This window comes from Aeromonas sp. QDB14, from assembly GCF_027707845.1.
Classification (GTDB): Bacteria; Pseudomonadota; Gammaproteobacteria; order Enterobacterales; family Aeromonadaceae; genus Aeromonas; species Aeromonas caviae.
This window is the reverse complement of sequence record NZ_JAPCJD010000032.1, coordinates 1-14,467: the sequence shown is the minus strand read 5'-3', so window position 1 is coordinate 14,467 and position 14,467 is coordinate 1. Positions and strand designations below refer to the sequence as shown.

General features: G+C 64.1%; 12 protein-coding genes and 1 riboswitch. Of the genes, 7 read left to right on the top strand and 5 right to left on the bottom strand.

The window, feature by feature from the left end; translation table 11 throughout:
- Positions 1–7: 7 nt before the first annotated feature.
- A complete protein-coding gene (locus PG887_RS12100) occupies positions 8–1,705 on the bottom strand; it encodes an L-lactate permease (protein ID WP_270821789.1) in 1,698 nt (565 codons plus the stop codon).
- A gap of 61 nt (positions 1,706–1,766) precedes the next feature.
- Here PG887_RS12100 and PG887_RS12095 point away from each other — a divergent pair, with 61 nt between their 5' ends.
- Positions 1,767–2,744 (top strand): LysR family transcriptional regulator, encoded by a 978-nt coding sequence (locus tag PG887_RS12095; protein ID WP_080767962.1) that lies wholly within the window; start codon positions 1,767–1,769, stop codon positions 2,742–2,744.
- A 15-nt stretch (positions 2,745–2,759) separates the two neighbouring features.
- On the opposite strand, the gene PG887_RS12090 is transcribed toward PG887_RS12095, so the two are convergent.
- Entirely contained in the window at positions 2,760–3,554 is a 795-nt protein-coding gene (locus PG887_RS12090) for an alpha/beta fold hydrolase (protein WP_270821787.1), read from the bottom strand.
- Between the two features lie 106 nt (positions 3,555–3,660).
- Here PG887_RS12090 and PG887_RS12085 point away from each other — a divergent pair, with 106 nt between their 5' ends.
- From PG887_RS12085 to PG887_RS12075, 3 genes are read left to right on the top strand one after another with little or no spacing between them, the layout of a single operon-like run.
- The gene (locus tag PG887_RS12085; RefSeq protein WP_270821786.1) at positions 3,661–4,032 is read left to right on the top strand and encodes an MmcQ/YjbR family DNA-binding protein; all 372 of its coding nucleotides are present in this window, start codon (positions 3,661–3,663) and stop codon (positions 4,030–4,032) included.
- Between the two features lie 3 nt (positions 4,033–4,035).
- Positions 4,036–4,515, top strand: coding sequence for a GNAT family N-acetyltransferase (locus tag PG887_RS12080; RefSeq protein ID WP_270821783.1), 480 nt, complete (start codon positions 4,036–4,038; stop codon positions 4,513–4,515).
- 60 nt (positions 4,516–4,575) lie between these two features.
- The gene (locus tag PG887_RS12075; RefSeq protein WP_201968844.1) at positions 4,576–4,911 is read left to right on the top strand and encodes a DUF3802 family protein; all 336 of its coding nucleotides are present in this window, start codon (positions 4,576–4,578) and stop codon (positions 4,909–4,911) included.
- 303 nt (positions 4,912–5,214) lie between these two features.
- Here the strand turns inward: PG887_RS12075 and msrA are convergent, their stop codons facing one another.
- Positions 5,215–5,847, bottom strand: coding sequence for a peptide-methionine (S)-S-oxide reductase MsrA (gene msrA / locus PG887_RS12070; protein ID WP_104455739.1), 633 nt, complete (start codon positions 5,845–5,847; stop codon positions 5,215–5,217).
- 252 nt (positions 5,848–6,099) lie between these two features.
- Between msrA and argA the strand changes: the two genes are divergently transcribed.
- Both argA and lysC read left to right on the top strand, forming a co-directional pair.
- Positions 6,100–7,428, top strand: a complete 1,329-nt coding sequence (gene argA, locus PG887_RS12065; RefSeq protein WP_010674364.1) for an amino-acid N-acetyltransferase — start codon at positions 6,100–6,102, stop codon at positions 7,426–7,428.
- Between the two features lie 109 nt (positions 7,429–7,537).
- Positions 7,538–7,763, top strand: a riboswitch (Lysine riboswitch).
- 87 nt (positions 7,764–7,850) lie between these two features.
- On the top strand, positions 7,851–9,203 hold the full coding sequence (gene lysC / locus PG887_RS12060; RefSeq protein ID WP_010674363.1) for a lysine-sensitive aspartokinase 3: 1,353 nt from the start codon (positions 7,851–7,853) through the stop codon (positions 9,201–9,203).
- Positions 9,204–9,319: 116 nt separating this feature from the next.
- Here lysC and PG887_RS12055 read toward each other — a convergent pair whose 3' ends face one another.
- Positions 9,320–10,414, bottom strand: a complete 1,095-nt coding sequence (locus PG887_RS12055) for a hypothetical protein (RefSeq protein WP_203762238.1) — start codon at positions 10,412–10,414, stop codon at positions 9,320–9,322.
- A 251-nt stretch (positions 10,415–10,665) separates the two neighbouring features.
- Here PG887_RS12055 and PG887_RS12050 point away from each other — a divergent pair, with 251 nt between their 5' ends.
- Entirely contained in the window at positions 10,666–12,936 is a 2,271-nt protein-coding gene (locus PG887_RS12050; RefSeq protein ID WP_270821780.1) for an LTA synthase family protein, read from the top strand.
- 151 nt (positions 12,937–13,087) lie between these two features.
- Here PG887_RS12050 and PG887_RS12045 read toward each other — a convergent pair whose 3' ends face one another.
- Positions 13,088–14,101, bottom strand: coding sequence for a S66 family peptidase (locus PG887_RS12045; RefSeq protein ID WP_202040961.1), 1,014 nt, complete (start codon positions 14,099–14,101; stop codon positions 13,088–13,090).
- Between the last annotated feature and the right edge of the window lie 366 nt (positions 14,102–14,467).

Genomic DNA, 14,467 nt, shown 5'->3' with positions numbered 1-14,467 from the left:
GCTCTCCTTACTTGAGCTGCAGCAGTGCGTCCGAGATGTGGAAGCTGTACATGAGCGCCAGCCCGATAAGGCCGGTGACCAGCAGGTAGTAGAGGGTCGGCAGCGCCGTCTTGCGCAGCGTCGCCCCCTCACGGCCGAGCAGCCCCACGGTGGCCGAGGCCGCCACCACGTTGTGAATGGCGATCATGTTGCCCGCAGCGGCGCCGACTGCCTGCAGGGCCAGCATGGCGGCGGTGGAGACCCCCAGGGTCTGGGCCACCTCGAACTGGAACTGGCTGAACATCATGTTCGATACCGTGTTGGATCCGGCGATAAAGGCCCCCAGCGCACCGATGGTGGCGCTGAGCGCCGGGAAGAACTCCCCCACCAGACCGGCGGCAAAGTTGGCGGTGGTCACCGGCATGCTGGCGAGATCCGCCCCGTTGACGCCGGAGTTGATGAAGATGCGGACCATGGGCACGGTAAAAATCAGCACGAAGCCGGCGCCGATCAGGGTGCGGCTGGACTCCCCCAGCGCCCGCCCGAAGGGGGCGAGGGAGCGCGATTGCAGCCAGGTGGCGAGCAGGGCGCAAAGCACCAGCAGGCCCCCCGGCAGGTAGAGCGGCTCAATGGACGCGCTGACCCCCTTCTCACCCAGCAGATCCGTGAAGGCGAGGCTCACCGACAGGAGGCTGGCCTTGAACTCCGGGCTCACCCGGCTCGCCACCAGCAGGAGCGCCAGCGCCACATAGGGGAGCCAGGCCAGCATGAGCGACATGGGGCGACCGGCGGCCTCTTTGAGATCGAGCTTCAAGGAGCCCAGCCACTCGGCGGGCCACTCGTTCTCGGGGGCGAAATCCCAGGAGTTCTTGGGCACCAGAAAACCGGCTCGCGCCGCCGTCACCACCAGGGCCAGCCCCACCAGACCGCCGATGAGGGACGGGAACTCGGGGCCGAGCAGCATGCCGGTGAGGGCATAGGGGACGGTGAAGGCGAGCCCGGCGAATATCGCGAAGGGCAGGATGGAGAGCCCCTCGGTCCAACTGCGGTTGCGGCCAAAGAAGCGGGTCAGCATCATCACCATCAGTACCGGCATCAGGGTGCCGACGGTGGCGTGAATGAGGGCCACGTTGGTGGTCACCTGTTGCAGGTAGATGTCCCAGCTGCTGCCACCGGCGCTCAGGGTCTGGCCGATGGCCTGGTTATCCAGCCCCTTGTTGATGCCCACCAGGATGGGGGTGCCCACCGCGCCAAACGACACCGGGGTGGACTGGATCATCATGCCGAGCAGCACGGCGGCGAGCGCCGGAAAGCCGATGGCCACCAGCAGCGGCGCGGCGATGGCGGCCGGAGTGCCAAAGCCCGAGGCCCCTTCGATAAAGGCGCCGAAGCACCAGGCGATGATGATGGCCTGGATGCGCCTGTCCGGCGAGATGTTGGTAAAACCGCCGCGAATGGCGGTGATGGCACCGGTGTGTTTGAGGGTATTGAGCATCAGGATGTCGCCGAACACGATCCAGAGCACGGTCACCGTGATCACCAGCCCCTGCAGGGTGGAGGCGAAGACCCGGGTCGGGCTCATCTGCCAGCCCCACAGGGCAATGAACACGGTCAACAGAAAGGCGACGGGCATGGCGCGCTTGGCGGGCCAGTTGAGGCCGACCAGCAGCACGGCGGCCACCAGGATCGGCGAGAAGGCCACTAGGGCCAGCAGGGTGTCTGTCATCATTGCGTCCTTGTCCAGAGGGGTGCAGAGGCGCACCTTGTTGTTGTTTTGTTAAGCGGACGTGACCTTACCCTGTTCCTTTTTCGCGATATATGGAAATAATGAACAACATTCGTTCCAAAAGTTGATCAATATGGCCAGTACCGACGACCTCATCCTCTTCGCCCAGGTGGTGGAGGCAGGCTCCTTCAGCAAGGTGGCTGAACAAAATTCCCTGACAAATTCAGTGGTTAGCAAGCGGATCGGGCGTCTTGAGGAGGAGCTCGGGGTCCAGCTCCTCTATCGCACCACCCGCCGGCTCACCCTGAGCGAGGCGGGCAAGGCGCTCTATCAGGGTGCCAAAAATGTGAAGGCCGCCGCACTGGATGCCTTCGACGCGGTGGCGGGATTTGGTGAAAAGGTGAGCGGTCATGTGCGGATGTCGGTGCCCACCATCTCCGGCGAGCTCTTGCTCGCCGATGCGGTGGCCGATTTTTGCCAGCAGCACCCGGGGCTCACGGTGGAGATGTCGCTCGACAACCGCTTCGTCAACCTGGTGGAAGAGGGGTTCGATCTGGTCATTCGCACCGGTTATCTGGATGACTCGAGCCTGATTGCCCGCCACATTCTCGACTCCCAGTGGGTCATCTGCGCCGCCCCCGCCTATGTGCGCCGCTTCGGGGCGCCGCGGGAGCCGTCAGATTTGCTCACCCACAACTGCCTGCGCTACGCCTACCAGAGCACGGGGGCCTCGGAGTGGGCCTTCAAGGGGGAAGAGGGCAACTATCTGGTGTCGGTGTCGGGGAGCTTTTCAACCGACAACGCCGGGGCCCTGCGCAAGGCGGCGCTGGGGGGGCGCGGCATCGTCTATGTGCCGCGCTGTCTGGTCTATCACGATCTGATGAACGGCGAGCTGGTGGATCTCTTCCCCGATCAGGTGGGCAAGAAGCTCGGCATCTACGCCGTCTACCCCTTCACCCGCCAACCGCCGCGCAAGATAAGGCTGCTCATCGAGCACATCCGCCAGCGCTATCTGGAGATTGGCCACTACTTCATCTGAGACCCTTGCCGGGCCTCAAAGGGCGGATGACGCCGCCTGACGGGAGAGAAACGCCAGGGACTGGCGGTTGAAGTGATCCGGCTGCTCCACGTTGCAGACGTGGCCGCACTTTTCGATGATTTCGAGGCAACTGTAAGGGTCGCGGGCTACCTGCTCGCGCACCGGGGCGAGGAACATGTGATCCTCCTCCCCCATCACGTAGAGGGTGGGAATGGGCAGGGCCCGCTCGCGAAAGTAGCGCATCAGGGGGTTCACCTCGGTGGCGAGACGGAACCAGCGCTTGAACTCCTTCTGGCACAGCTTTCTGGCCTCGCGCACGAAGAGGTTGCGGGACTCCTGATGGTGCTGGCGCGGCATGATGATGAAGGCGAACAGGCGGTAGAGCCACATGTAGGGCAGGAAGTGCTGGCCGAGGCGGCCAAGCTGCACCAGCACCCGGGAGCGGATGTCGAGACGCAGGATGGCACCGCCGAGCACCATGCTCTTGACCCGCTCGGGGCGAAGCTCCGCCAGGTGGCGAATGAGGATGGTGCCAAGGGAGATGCCGACAAAATGGGCGTGGGGGATGCGCAGATGATCCAGCAGGCGCAGGATGTCCTCGGTCACCTCCCGAAAGCTGTAGTGCCCCTTTACCACCTGCTGCAGCTGGTTGGACTGGCCGTGACCGCGAAGGTCCAGCAGCAGCACGTTGAAGTGCTCCCGGTAGGCCCGCAACTGCTTGAACCAGATGGAGGAGCTGCCGCCCGCACCGTGCACGAACACCACCCAATCCCGATCGGGACCCAGTTCAAAGGTCTTGTGGTACAACATCTCATGGGCTCCCGGGGTGATGGGGGGTATACTCGGCGCGCATATTAACAGAAGGCTCACCCCGGTGAACATGCTTCCACCATGATCGGACCAGCCTGGAGTCCCCATGACCCTCGTTCAATTGCGTGAATTTTTGCTCAGCCAGCCCGGCGCCACCGAGGACACCCCCTTCGGCCCGGAGATCCTGGTCTACCGCATCGCCGGCAAGATGTTTGCCCTGGTGGACTGGCAGGCGGAGCCCCTCTCCATCAACCTGAAGTGCGAACCCGAGCTCGCCCTGCTGCTGCGGGAGATCCACCCCGAGGTGAAACCGGGCTGGCACATGAACAAGCAGCACTGGAACACGGTGACCCTGAGCGAAGGCCTGTCTGACGATCTTTGGCAGGGCTGGATAGTCCACTCCTATGAGCGGGTGGTGGCGGGTCTGCCCAGGGCGAAGCGGCCCCAGGCTCCCCGCGCGACCATCAGGAAGGATTGACCCATGCCGTCTCCTTCTTCTCCTCGCATCGCCCCCCTCGAGGAGGCGCACATTCCAAGACTTTTGGATCTGTTCGAGCAGTCGGTACGCCGCCTGGGGCCTGCACACTACAGCCCGGAGCAGGTGGAGCAGTGGGCCAGGGGCGCCCATCACCCGGGGCTTGCCAGCCAGTTGCGCGAGCACCATGGCTGGGTCATCGAGCAAGACGATGTGCCCCTTGGCTTTGCCAACCTGAGCGATGACGGTCATCTCAGCCTGCTCTACGTGAGCGCGGATCATCCGCGCCAGGGGCTCGGCACCCTGCTGCTGGAGCGGGTGCTGGCAGCCGCCAGCCAGATGGGGCTTGGCAGCCTCACCACGGAGGCGAGCGCCTTCAGCCTCGCCCTCTTCCTGCGTCACGGCTTCCTGCTGACCGGATTGGAGACGGTGGAGCGCGGCGGTGTCCAATTTATCCGCCATCGGCTCCACTGCCGCTTGCCATGACGGGTTCAGCCACTAAAATACGCACCATTTCCCCAAGGCAATGAAGAAAGGGCAGCCATCATGGTGGTAGAGAGCGACGGTTACATTGCGCTGATCGAGTATCTGGTAGAGAGTCTGGGTCTGTTCGAGAGCCAGCAACAAGGCGGCGGCGTCCAGACCATCGAGGATCTGGTGAGCAGCCGGGTGGCCGACAACCTGATGGCCATCTGCGAGCAGAACCCCCAGCTCGACCCCAAGGTGCGCTTCCTGATCATGCAGGAGGCCGATGCCGTGGTCGCCGACCTGGAAGAGGTGCTCTCCGCCGTCTGGTTGTCCGCCCCCAGCGAAGCCCAGCAAGCCTTCCTCATCGAGTTCATCGACCTCATCAAAAACCTGTTCGACAGCACCATCGGCTGACCCCGCCCCTGCCGTGACGGCAAGGGAACGAGATGCAATGAGGCGAGGAGTGAGGCGGGACGCCCAATGAAAAGGGCCGCCTCATCGGGCAGCCCTGCTTGCTAGCATTGTCAATTCATCGCGCTTGTCAGAGTAATGAATTTCGGGGCAAAAAAATGTGTCTGGTCTTGGCAACCGTCCGTGGTCGCTACCCTGTTGGTCAGCCAGGGTTCAGTTTAGTTCCCCACCTGACGCATTTTTTTCAATTATTTTTCATCACAATAACACGGGGGCCTGATGGCCCCCGTGGTATGCAATGACGCCTCAGCGATTCAGGCTGGGAGGCAGGCAGACGCCAATGCCCCCCAGGCCGCAATACCCCTCGGGATTCTTCTCCAGATATTGCTGGTGATAATCCTCGGCATAGTAGAAGGGGGCCAGCGGCAGGATGCGGGTGGTGATGGTGCGCCCGTCACCGCTCGCCGTCATGGCCTGCTGGTAGGCGGCCAGGCTCTGCTGGGCAATCGCCTCCTGGGTGTCGTCCCCGACGAAGATGACGGAGCGATACTGGGTGCCGATGTCGCCACCCTGGCGCATCCCCTGGGCCGGATCATGGTGTTCCCAGAACAGCTTGACGAGATCCCCATAGCTGATGACCTTGGGATCGAACACCACCTGCACCGTCTCGGCGTGGCCGGTCAGGCCGCTGCACACCTCCTTGTAGGTGGGATTGGGGGTCAGCCCCCCCTGATACCCGGCGGCGGTGGAATAGACCCCGGGCTGCTGCCAGAACAGACGCTCCACACCCCAGAAACAGCCCATGCCGAACCAGGCAAGCTCCATCCCCTCGGGCCAGGGCCCCTGGGTCGGGTGGCCGTTTACTGCATGCACCAGGCCAATCTCCAGCGCTTCCCGCCGTCCCGGCAGCGCCTCTGCCGGTGAAATAATCTGCTCCATATGCCCTGTCCTTGTATAAAACCCCGCGCAATGCGGCTGACGAAAAGGAACACCGAAGATATCAGGTTATTAGCCCGGATCAACAAGGGAGCGGCCCCCGGGGCGCCCCTCCCGCCCTCGCCTGCGTCTTCCCCTCCCCGCCCGCACTGGTCAAAATGGCGACAAAAAAACACCAAGTCGATATTTAGTCTTGATTTGTGAATTTATTTTCATATATTGGGCGAATTGCTGCTTTTTTATGGAATGAAACACGTGCGTGAACGCGAACCCAGCCTGGTCCATGCCTTTCGGCAATCCACCCCCTATGTCAATGTGCACCGGGGTGCCACCTTCGTCCTGATGATCGGCGGGGAAGCCATTTGTCACCCCAATTTCGCCAACATCGTCAGCGACATCGCCCTGCTGCAGACCTTGGGGATCCGCCTGGTTCTGGTGTTTGGTTCGCGTCCGCAAAATGACGAGGCCCTGGCCCGTGCCGGCATCCAGGCCCAGTATCACAAGCGGATCCGGGTCACCGACGATGCCAGTTTCGCCATCATCAAGCAGGTGTGCGGTGGTCTGCAATACGACATCACCGCCCAGCTCTCCATGGGCCTCGCCAACACCCCCATGCAGGGGGCCCGCATCAGCGTGGTGAGCGGCAACTTCGTCACCGCCCAGCCTCTGGGTGTGGATGACGGCATCGACTTCTGCCACAGCGGCCGGGTGCGTCGCATCGATGTGGAGGGGATCACCCGCCAGCTGGATCAGCACGGCCTGGTGCTCATCTCCCCCATCGGCTGCTCGGTCACCGGCGAGAGCTTCAACCTGAGCTCGGAAGAGGTAGCCCGCCGGGTGGCGGTGGATCTCAAAGCCGACAAGCTCATCTGCTTCAGCAGCACCCAGGGGGTCATGGACAGGCACGGAGAGGCTATCTCCGAGCTCTTCCCCGAACAGGCCGAAGAGCTGCTGGTGGCGCTGGAGCAGGCGGGGGAAGAGATGTCAGGCACCGCCCGCTACCTGCGCGCGGCCATCGCCTCCTGCCGGGGTGGCGTGCCCCGCTCCCACCTGGTGAGCTATCAGGACGACGGCGCCATGCTGCAGGAGCTGTTCAGCCGCGAGGGGCTGGGTACCCAGATCGTGCGCGAAAGCGCCGAGCGGGCCCGGGCCGCCACCATTGAGGACATCGGCGGCATCCTGGATCTCATCCGTCCGCTGGAGGAGGAAGGGATCCTGGTGCGCCGCTCCCGGGAGCAGCTGGAGATGGAGATAGACAAGTTCACCATCATCGAGCGGGACGGCCTCATCATCGGCTGCGCCGCGCTCTATTGCTTCATGGAAGAAGCCATGGCCGAGATGGCCTGCGTCGCCATCCACCCGGAGTATCGCAACTCCAACCGAGGAGACACCCTGATCGCCAAGGTGGCCGAGCGGGCCAGGCGGCTCGGCATCCGTCGCCTGTTCGTGCTCACCACCCGCTCCATCCACTGGTTCCGGGAGCGGGGCTTCGATCCCCTGGAAGTCGAAGATCTGCCGGTGGAGCGCCAGCGCTTCTACAACTGGCAGCGTCGCTCCAAGGTTTTGTCCAAGACCATTTCGTAACTGATTGATCTTGTGCCTAGTTACCGTCAATTTTGTTCTTTTTTACGAACTCGATTGACAGTGCAATCCAGACCAAGGTATTTGTACATGCACGCCACCTGTCACAGGTGGCACCAGAAGAGGAGCGCTGCCCAGGCAGCCCAGGGGAGGACACCAGTGTCCGGTGAACTTGGGTCAGGGGGAGCTGCGCCGAGACGAGGCGAGTGACTGGACACCGCCACGTCGGCTGCGGGGGCTGAATCCCCCGGGTTGTCATCGGTAGTGGTCATCCCACACCGCGCCCCACCTTGGGGCGGGTACGGGATGGGCTCTGCAGGTGGAGTGCTTCTGGCCGGGATCCTCGCGTTTTCCTGCCATTTTTTGCCTCCTCCTCTCTATTTGCCCGATGAAACCGGATTTTCACCTTGAGACAGGAGTATGCAATGAACCCGATCAATGTCGCCAAGTTTGGCGGAACCAGCGTCGCCAATGCCGCGGCCATGAACCACTGCGCCGACGTGGTGCTGGCCAATCCGGCGACCCGGGTGGTGGTGCTGAGCGCCAGCGCCGGCGTCACCAACCTGCTGGTGAGCCTGGCTCAGGGTGAACTGGACGAAGCCGGACAGGATGCCCAGCTTGCCAGGCTTGCCGACATCCAGCTGGCCATTCTGGCCGCCCTTGGCAACCCGAGCGACGTGAGCGCCCTCATCCATGCCCAGCTCGGCGACATTCGCACCATGGCCCGCCAGGCCAGTCAGCACACCGACGCCGAACTCGCCGATCGCCTCATCGCCTGCGGCGAGCTGATGTCCACCCGTCTCTTCACCGAACTCCTGCACCAGCGCGGGGTCAAGGCCCAGTGGCAGGATGCGCGCCAACTGCTGCGCACCGACAGCCGCTTTGGCAAGGCCACCGTGGATCTCGCGGCGACCCGCGCCCTCTGCCAGCAGGCGGTGGGCCCGTTGCTGGGTGACAGCCTGGTCATCACCCAGGGCTTCATCGGTGCCGACGGCGATGGTCGCACCACCACCCTCGGCCGTGGCGGCTCCGACTACAGCGCGGCCCTCCTGGCCGAGGCACTGGACGCAGGCAGCATCGAGATCTGGACCGACGTGCCCGGCATCTACACCACGGATCCTCGCCTGGTTACCCGCGCCCGCCCCATCCCCGAAATCAGCTTCGTGGAGGCGGCGGAGATGGCCACCTTCGGCGCCAAGGTGCTGCACCCGGCCACCCTGCAACCCGCGCTGCGCCAGGACATCCCGGTGTTCGTGGGCTCCGCCAAGGATCCCGCCGCCGGTGGCACCTGGATCCGCGCCACCACCCGCAGCAACCCGCTGTTCCGGGCCGTGGCCCTGCGCCGCCAGCAGGTGCTGGTGACCCTGCACAGCCTCAACATGTTCCACGCCTACGGCTTCCTGGCCGAGGTGTTCGGCATCCTGGCCCGTCACCGCATCTCGGTGGATCTCATCACCACCTCCGAGGTGAGCGTCTCCCTGACCCTGGATCACACCGGCAGCCAGAGCAACGGCGAACCCATCCTGAACGACAAGGTGCTGGCGGAGCTCGGCCAGCTGTGCAAGGTGGAAGTGGAGACCGGCTTCGCTCTGGTGGCGCTCATCGGCAACCGCATGAGCGAGGCGGCCGGGGTGGGCAGCCAGGTGTTCGACGCCATCCGCGAGCACAACATCCGGATGATCTGCTACGGCGCCAGCGCCCACAACCTCTGCTTCCTGGTCAAAGAGGACGAGGCGGGCCACATCGTCAACTGCCTGCACCGGGAACTGCTCGACTGAGTCGCCCCGGCGCTGGCACACCACAAGCCTCCTCCGCCCCATCACATCCGGGGCGGCCTTCCCCACTCAGCAAAGAGGGGCGCCGCGGCGCCCCTCTTGTCACTCTTCTTCCACCATCAGCTGGTGACCAGGGTAGCCCGGGTGGGCAGCAGATTGGCCCGGATCTGCTCGCGCAGCCCTCCCAGCCGTTGCAGCAACCCGGCCTGACCGAGCCCCGCTTCGTCAGGAGCCAGATTGTCCACCAGGGCCGGGAAGTGCTCCCGTACCGCCTGCTCCAGCCAGTCGAGGCGGCGCAGGGTGAGCGGGCCGCAGCTCTTGCCGCTGAGGTCGTCCAGGATGTCGAGCCGATGGCTGCGGTACATGTCTCGCCACCAGTTGGCCGCCAGCGCCTCGTTGCTTGCCAGCGCCGCACTCCACTCCCCCACCAGTCCCTGCATCCGCGCCAGCACGGGGGCGCTCGCCCCCTCCCGCGACAGGTATTGCAGCTCTCCCCTGGCCCAGGCGAGGCAGAGCTCGCGCCAGCGGCGAAACAGCGGCAAGGGATCCGCCTCGTCCAGCCAGAGCCCGGAGAGGGTGCGGGTTTCCAGCCGCTCAGGCACATGGAAATCGGGATCGGTGAGGCCGTTGGAATTGAACTCGTGCAGGGGATCGAAGGGCCACATGTAGCCAAAATCGAACACCGAGATATGCTGGCCGTCATCCAGCAGGTTGCCCGGGCTCGGATCCCAGTCAAACCAGCCCCAGCGGGCCAGCTCCGCCTCCACCGCCAGCATCTGCGCCAGGTTGCGCTCGCAGAGCGTGCGCACCGGCTCCCCCCGCAGCCAGGGGGAGACCAGCACCCCGGCCCGGGCGGAGCCGAAACTGGTGCAGACCACGTTGGAGAGGATGGTGGGGTGCAGCTCCCGCAGGCTCTCTATCTCCCGGCGGCGCTCCAGCTCGGTGAGAAAGGCGGTCTTGCCGTCCACATTGGCCACCAGAGAGTCCTGGCGGCAGCGTTTCAGGCACCAGTGGTGCCCCTCCACCTTGAGATGGAACACCTCGGCGGTGAGCCCGTGACCGTAGACCTTGACGACGTCCGGGTGATCCTCGGTCAGCCGGACGAGCTGGGGCAGCGGCAGGGGGCAGTCCCGCTCCCGCCCGATCCGGATCTCTTCTTTGCTCTCCAGCATCTGGAGCAATCTGGCCTGACGCGCCGCAACTTTGGGATTCATACATGTACCTCCAATCGTTACTGAGAGACTAAACAGCGCCCCCCTCCCAGACCAGCAGCAAAGGCTCATGATGACGCTTTCATCACAGAATGAGTGCCCCTGGCGGATCGGGATCACAAATTGCTTCACAGTGCTCATCACGGAATATTCATCTTGTTGTCATTAAATTGACATCAAGGAACAAGCCACGCACCATCGGGTCAAAATAGAGGCAGTCGTCGCTGCCATGACCGCTCCAAGGATGAGCCCTTATGAATGCCCCCGTCACCGGCCACCGCCCCGCCTCCCAGCCCCTGGCCGGGCTGTTGCTGGGTCTGCTGACCGCCCTGCTGCTGCTGACCCTCGCCCTGCCGCTGCTCAACCCCGTCAGCTGGCTCGGGCGTGCCGCCCCCCTCATTCTGGGCCCGGCGGATCAGCCCATCGCTACCCTCAATCGCTACAGCCTGCTCTACAAAAGTGACAACCGGGGCTTCTATCTGGTGGTGCGCAGCCAGTGGCAACTGCTCAAACCCCTGCAGGAGGGGGACAAGGTGCGGGTGGAGCTGCTCAACGACAAAGGGGTGCGCATCGATCAGCTGAGCCAGGCGGTGGACAAGCGCCAGAAGTGCCGCAAGGAGCGCTGCACCCTGAGCCTCAACAGCGCCCTGCGCGCCCCCGACGACGCCCTGGACAGCCGCTACCAGCTGCGCATCGGGCTGCTGCTGGCAGACAGGCCGGAGAGCGCCGAATACAGCCAGATCCTCCAGACCCTGCCGGAGCGCGGTTTCAACCTCCTCTACCTGATGACCAGCCTGCTGCTGGTGCTGCTGGTGAGCGCCGCCGTGCTCAAGGCCCTGCTGCCGCGGCTGCGCCGAAGCTACCGCGCCCGGGTGGCAGGCAGCCTGCTGCTTGGCAACCTCACCTTCGTGCTGCTGCACGGCTTCGTGGTGTTCAAGCTGGGGGAATTCCTGTTCTGGTCGGGCTTTCGGCCAGAGCACTACTACCTCGCCTGGGGCAGCATGGTGCTGGGCTGGAGCCTCTGTGCCCTCGCAGGCTTCAGCCTCTATATGGGGCTGCTCTTCACCGCCCTCTCGGGCATCGGGCTGCTCGCCAACTTCATGAAGATCGCCATCTACGGGGTGCCGCTGGGGGGGGACGATCTGGGCAACCTGCTGGCCCTGCTGCACATCCTGCTCGATCAGCACCCTGTGGTGCCGGTGCTCGTCGTGCTGGGGCTCCTTTTTCTGGTGTGGCGCTTCGCCCTCTCCCGCTGGATCCTGCGGGGCTTGCTGCGCACCACCGCCGCCACCGCCGCCTTCTTCGCCCTCTGCGTGTTCGCCACCCAGACCGGCAACAAGCTGCTCGGGGCCAACATCCGCTACGTGGACAGGGCGGTGAACTACCACAGGGACATCATCCGCGCCGGCCCCGGCCTCTACCTGTTCAACCTGGTGGACGAGATGCTGCAAAGCGGCAACGTGTTTCGCTACCCCTTGCAGATCAACGAGCGCACCCCGGAGCTGAGCCTGCCCGCCCAGCCCAGGGCTCCCCGCTTCGATCTGGTGATCGTGCTGCAATACGAGTCACTCTGGCTTGACTGGCAGGGCCGTCTCTGCGCCCCCGCCCCCACCTTGAGCCTGCCCGCCAGCGTGGCCCAATGGCGCAAGACCATCCACTCCCCCACCACGGGCGGCATGACGGTACTGGCGGAGTTCGAGATGAACACCGGCCTGCCGGTGGGCCTGCTCAAACAGGGGGTGGTGCCCTACTACTACCTCTCGGACAAGGTGCCCGGCCTTGCGCGCAGCGCAGCCCAGAGCGGCTACCAGACCCTGTTCGCCCACCCCTATGTGGAGAAGTTCTGGGGCCGCGCCAAGGCGATCCCGGCCCTCGGCTATGAGGAGCGCTGGTTCGATACCCGCTTCACCGCCCTCGAGCACAAGGGGCTCTACATCTCCGACGATGCCCTCATCGATCACCTGCTCAAACGCAGCAACCAGGACGATCAGCCCCTGTTCGCCTACGCGGTCACCATGCAGGGGCACGGCCCCTTCGACGGGGATCGCTACCGGGCCCAGCAGCGCAGCGGCGCCTGCCCGGATCAGAGCCCGGCGGATACCCAGTTGCTCAACACCTACTACACCGGGGTGGTGGATGCCATTGCCTCCCTGGAGCGGCTGCTCAAGACCCTGGACAACTCCGGCAAGCGCTACCTGGTGGTGGCCTTCGGGGATCACCAGCCCTTCCTGATGTCGGCGGGCAAGGGTATCCACGGCGCCAAACCGCCACGGGATGCCAGCTACCAGATCCCCATGATGGCCTTCACCCGGGCCGGGGACGGGCTGGATCTCGCCCGCCAGTTCGACCCGGTGCGCCAGCTCTACCAGATGGGCCAGGCCACAAGGCAGCTGCTGGCGGGGGACCTCACCCCCATCCGGGACCAACCCCTGCTCCACCCGGTGCTTGGGGAGGAGAAAGGCTTCGACCCCTCACCCCTGGTGCCGCAGATCCGCGCCAGCTTCCGGCCCGATGCATTGCCCTGATCGATTGAGACACGAGGGACACAGATCCTTGCAACACCTTCCGGCCCGATGCCCTGCCCTGATCCGCAGCGAACTAGCAGACGACAAAGAGGTCGCCCGGGCGGCCTCTTTGTCTCTGTGCCGATGCAACTATGGCAGGCAGTGCAGTGACTCACTCCCCAAGCCAGGACTCGCACAGGGTGAGGCTCTGGGCATCGAGATCCAGTTCGGCCTCGATGCCAAGGGGCAGGGTCAGCATGGGGTGGGTGTGGGCACAGTCATACTCCGCCAAAATGGGGAAGGTCGGCTCCCCCACGACCTCCAGCAGGATGTCGAGGGGCCGCCTGCAGCTGCCCTGACTGTCGAACAGCTCGTGTTTGCCGAGCACCAGGGCACCGATGCGCTCAAACACCCCGCACAGCTTGAGGTGGGCAAAGGAGCGCTCCACCGTTTCGGCGGTTTTGAGGCTGTCTTCCAGCAGCAGGATGTCGCCCCGCTTGATGGACGGCATATAGGGGGAACCCCAGATCCCCGCCAGGGTATTGAGGTTGCCGCCAATGAGCCGACCCCGCACCCGGCCAGTGCCCACCGAGATCAGCCGGTTTGGCCAGCACTGCTTGGCCCGGGTCTGATGCTCCCAGTCGAGCCGCTCCTCGGTCCATTGCGTCGGAGTCGGCAACCGGTGGGGCAGGCTGGCGCCACCGGCCATGCAAACGGACAGGAAGCCGACCAGGGTCTCGTCCACCAGCGGCGAGAGCTCGCCGAAGGAAGCCACCAGCGCAGGGCCATAGAAGGTGACGAGGCCGGTCTGGGCATGAATGCCGAGCAGCAGGGCCGTTACGTCGGAGTAGCCGATGACTATCTTGGGATCCCGCTTCAGCGCATCAAAATCGAGGTAGGGCAGCAGGGAGTTGGAGTTGCTGCCACCAATCACCGACATGATTGCTCGCACTTGCGGATCGCGAATGAGGGCATTGAGCTCGTCAGCCCGCGCCGCGATGGAGCCGGAGCGCCAGTGATCCTGTTCGCCGGTCAGGCTGCCCGCCTTGAGTTCGAAGCCCTGCGCCGCCAGATAAGCCTTGGCGCGCGCGAACCGGTTCGGCGCCCAGGCGGTGGCCGCGCTGGAGGGGGAGAAGAAACCTATGGTGTCGCCGGGGTTGAGCCCCGGCGGTTTGAGTAAGGTCATGGATGCAGCCCTGCCATATGAGATGAACGCCGCCGGGAGATGCGATCCCGGCGCCAGACTGCATCCTACTGCGGCCTTTGAACGCCCGGCAAGGGCGAAAAATCGCACTCACAGTGCTCGTTTTTGTTTAGACAAATTAAATGACTTTCGCTACACGCACACAAAAACTGAACAATAACAGCACAGATCGCGCCCTTTTCCCGGCTTTAAGGTGCCTATCACGCGCTGATACATGGCCGCGAGGTCAGTTCCCGCCTCTCCCGACGATATCCCGCCGCCGTTCCCCAATAAAAAAGGTTCATCGCGGCTTTCCGGGGAAGGCCGCCTTGATTTTCAGAAAAAAGTATTCTGAGTCCCTAAATCCAT

Coding starts and splice junctions, on each gene's coding strand:
- PG887_RS12100 (WP_270821789.1), bottom strand. CDS start 1,705: ATGACAGACACCCTGCTGGCCCTAGTGGCCTTCTCGCCGATCCTGGTG.
- PG887_RS12090 (WP_270821787.1), bottom strand. CDS start 3,554: ATGTTGTACCACAAGACCTTTGAACTGGGTCCCGATCGGGATTGGGTG.
- PG887_RS12085 (WP_270821786.1), top strand. CDS start 3,661: ATGACCCTCGTTCAATTGCGTGAATTTTTGCTCAGCCAGCCCGGCGCC.
- PG887_RS12080 (WP_270821783.1), top strand. CDS start 4,036: ATGCCGTCTCCTTCTTCTCCTCGCATCGCCCCCCTCGAGGAGGCGCAC.
- PG887_RS12075 (WP_201968844.1), top strand. CDS start 4,576: ATGGTGGTAGAGAGCGACGGTTACATTGCGCTGATCGAGTATCTGGTA.
- msrA (WP_104455739.1), bottom strand. CDS start 5,847: ATGGAGCAGATTATTTCACCGGCAGAGGCGCTGCCGGGACGGCGGGAA.
- lysC (WP_010674363.1), top strand. CDS start 7,851: ATGAACCCGATCAATGTCGCCAAGTTTGGCGGAACCAGCGTCGCCAAT.
- PG887_RS12055 (WP_203762238.1), bottom strand. CDS start 10,414: ATGAATCCCAAAGTTGCGGCGCGTCAGGCCAGATTGCTCCAGATGCTG.
- PG887_RS12050 (WP_270821780.1), top strand. CDS start 10,666: ATGAATGCCCCCGTCACCGGCCACCGCCCCGCCTCCCAGCCCCTGGCC.
- PG887_RS12045 (WP_202040961.1), bottom strand. CDS start 14,101: ATGACCTTACTCAAACCGCCGGGGCTCAACCCCGGCGACACCATAGGT.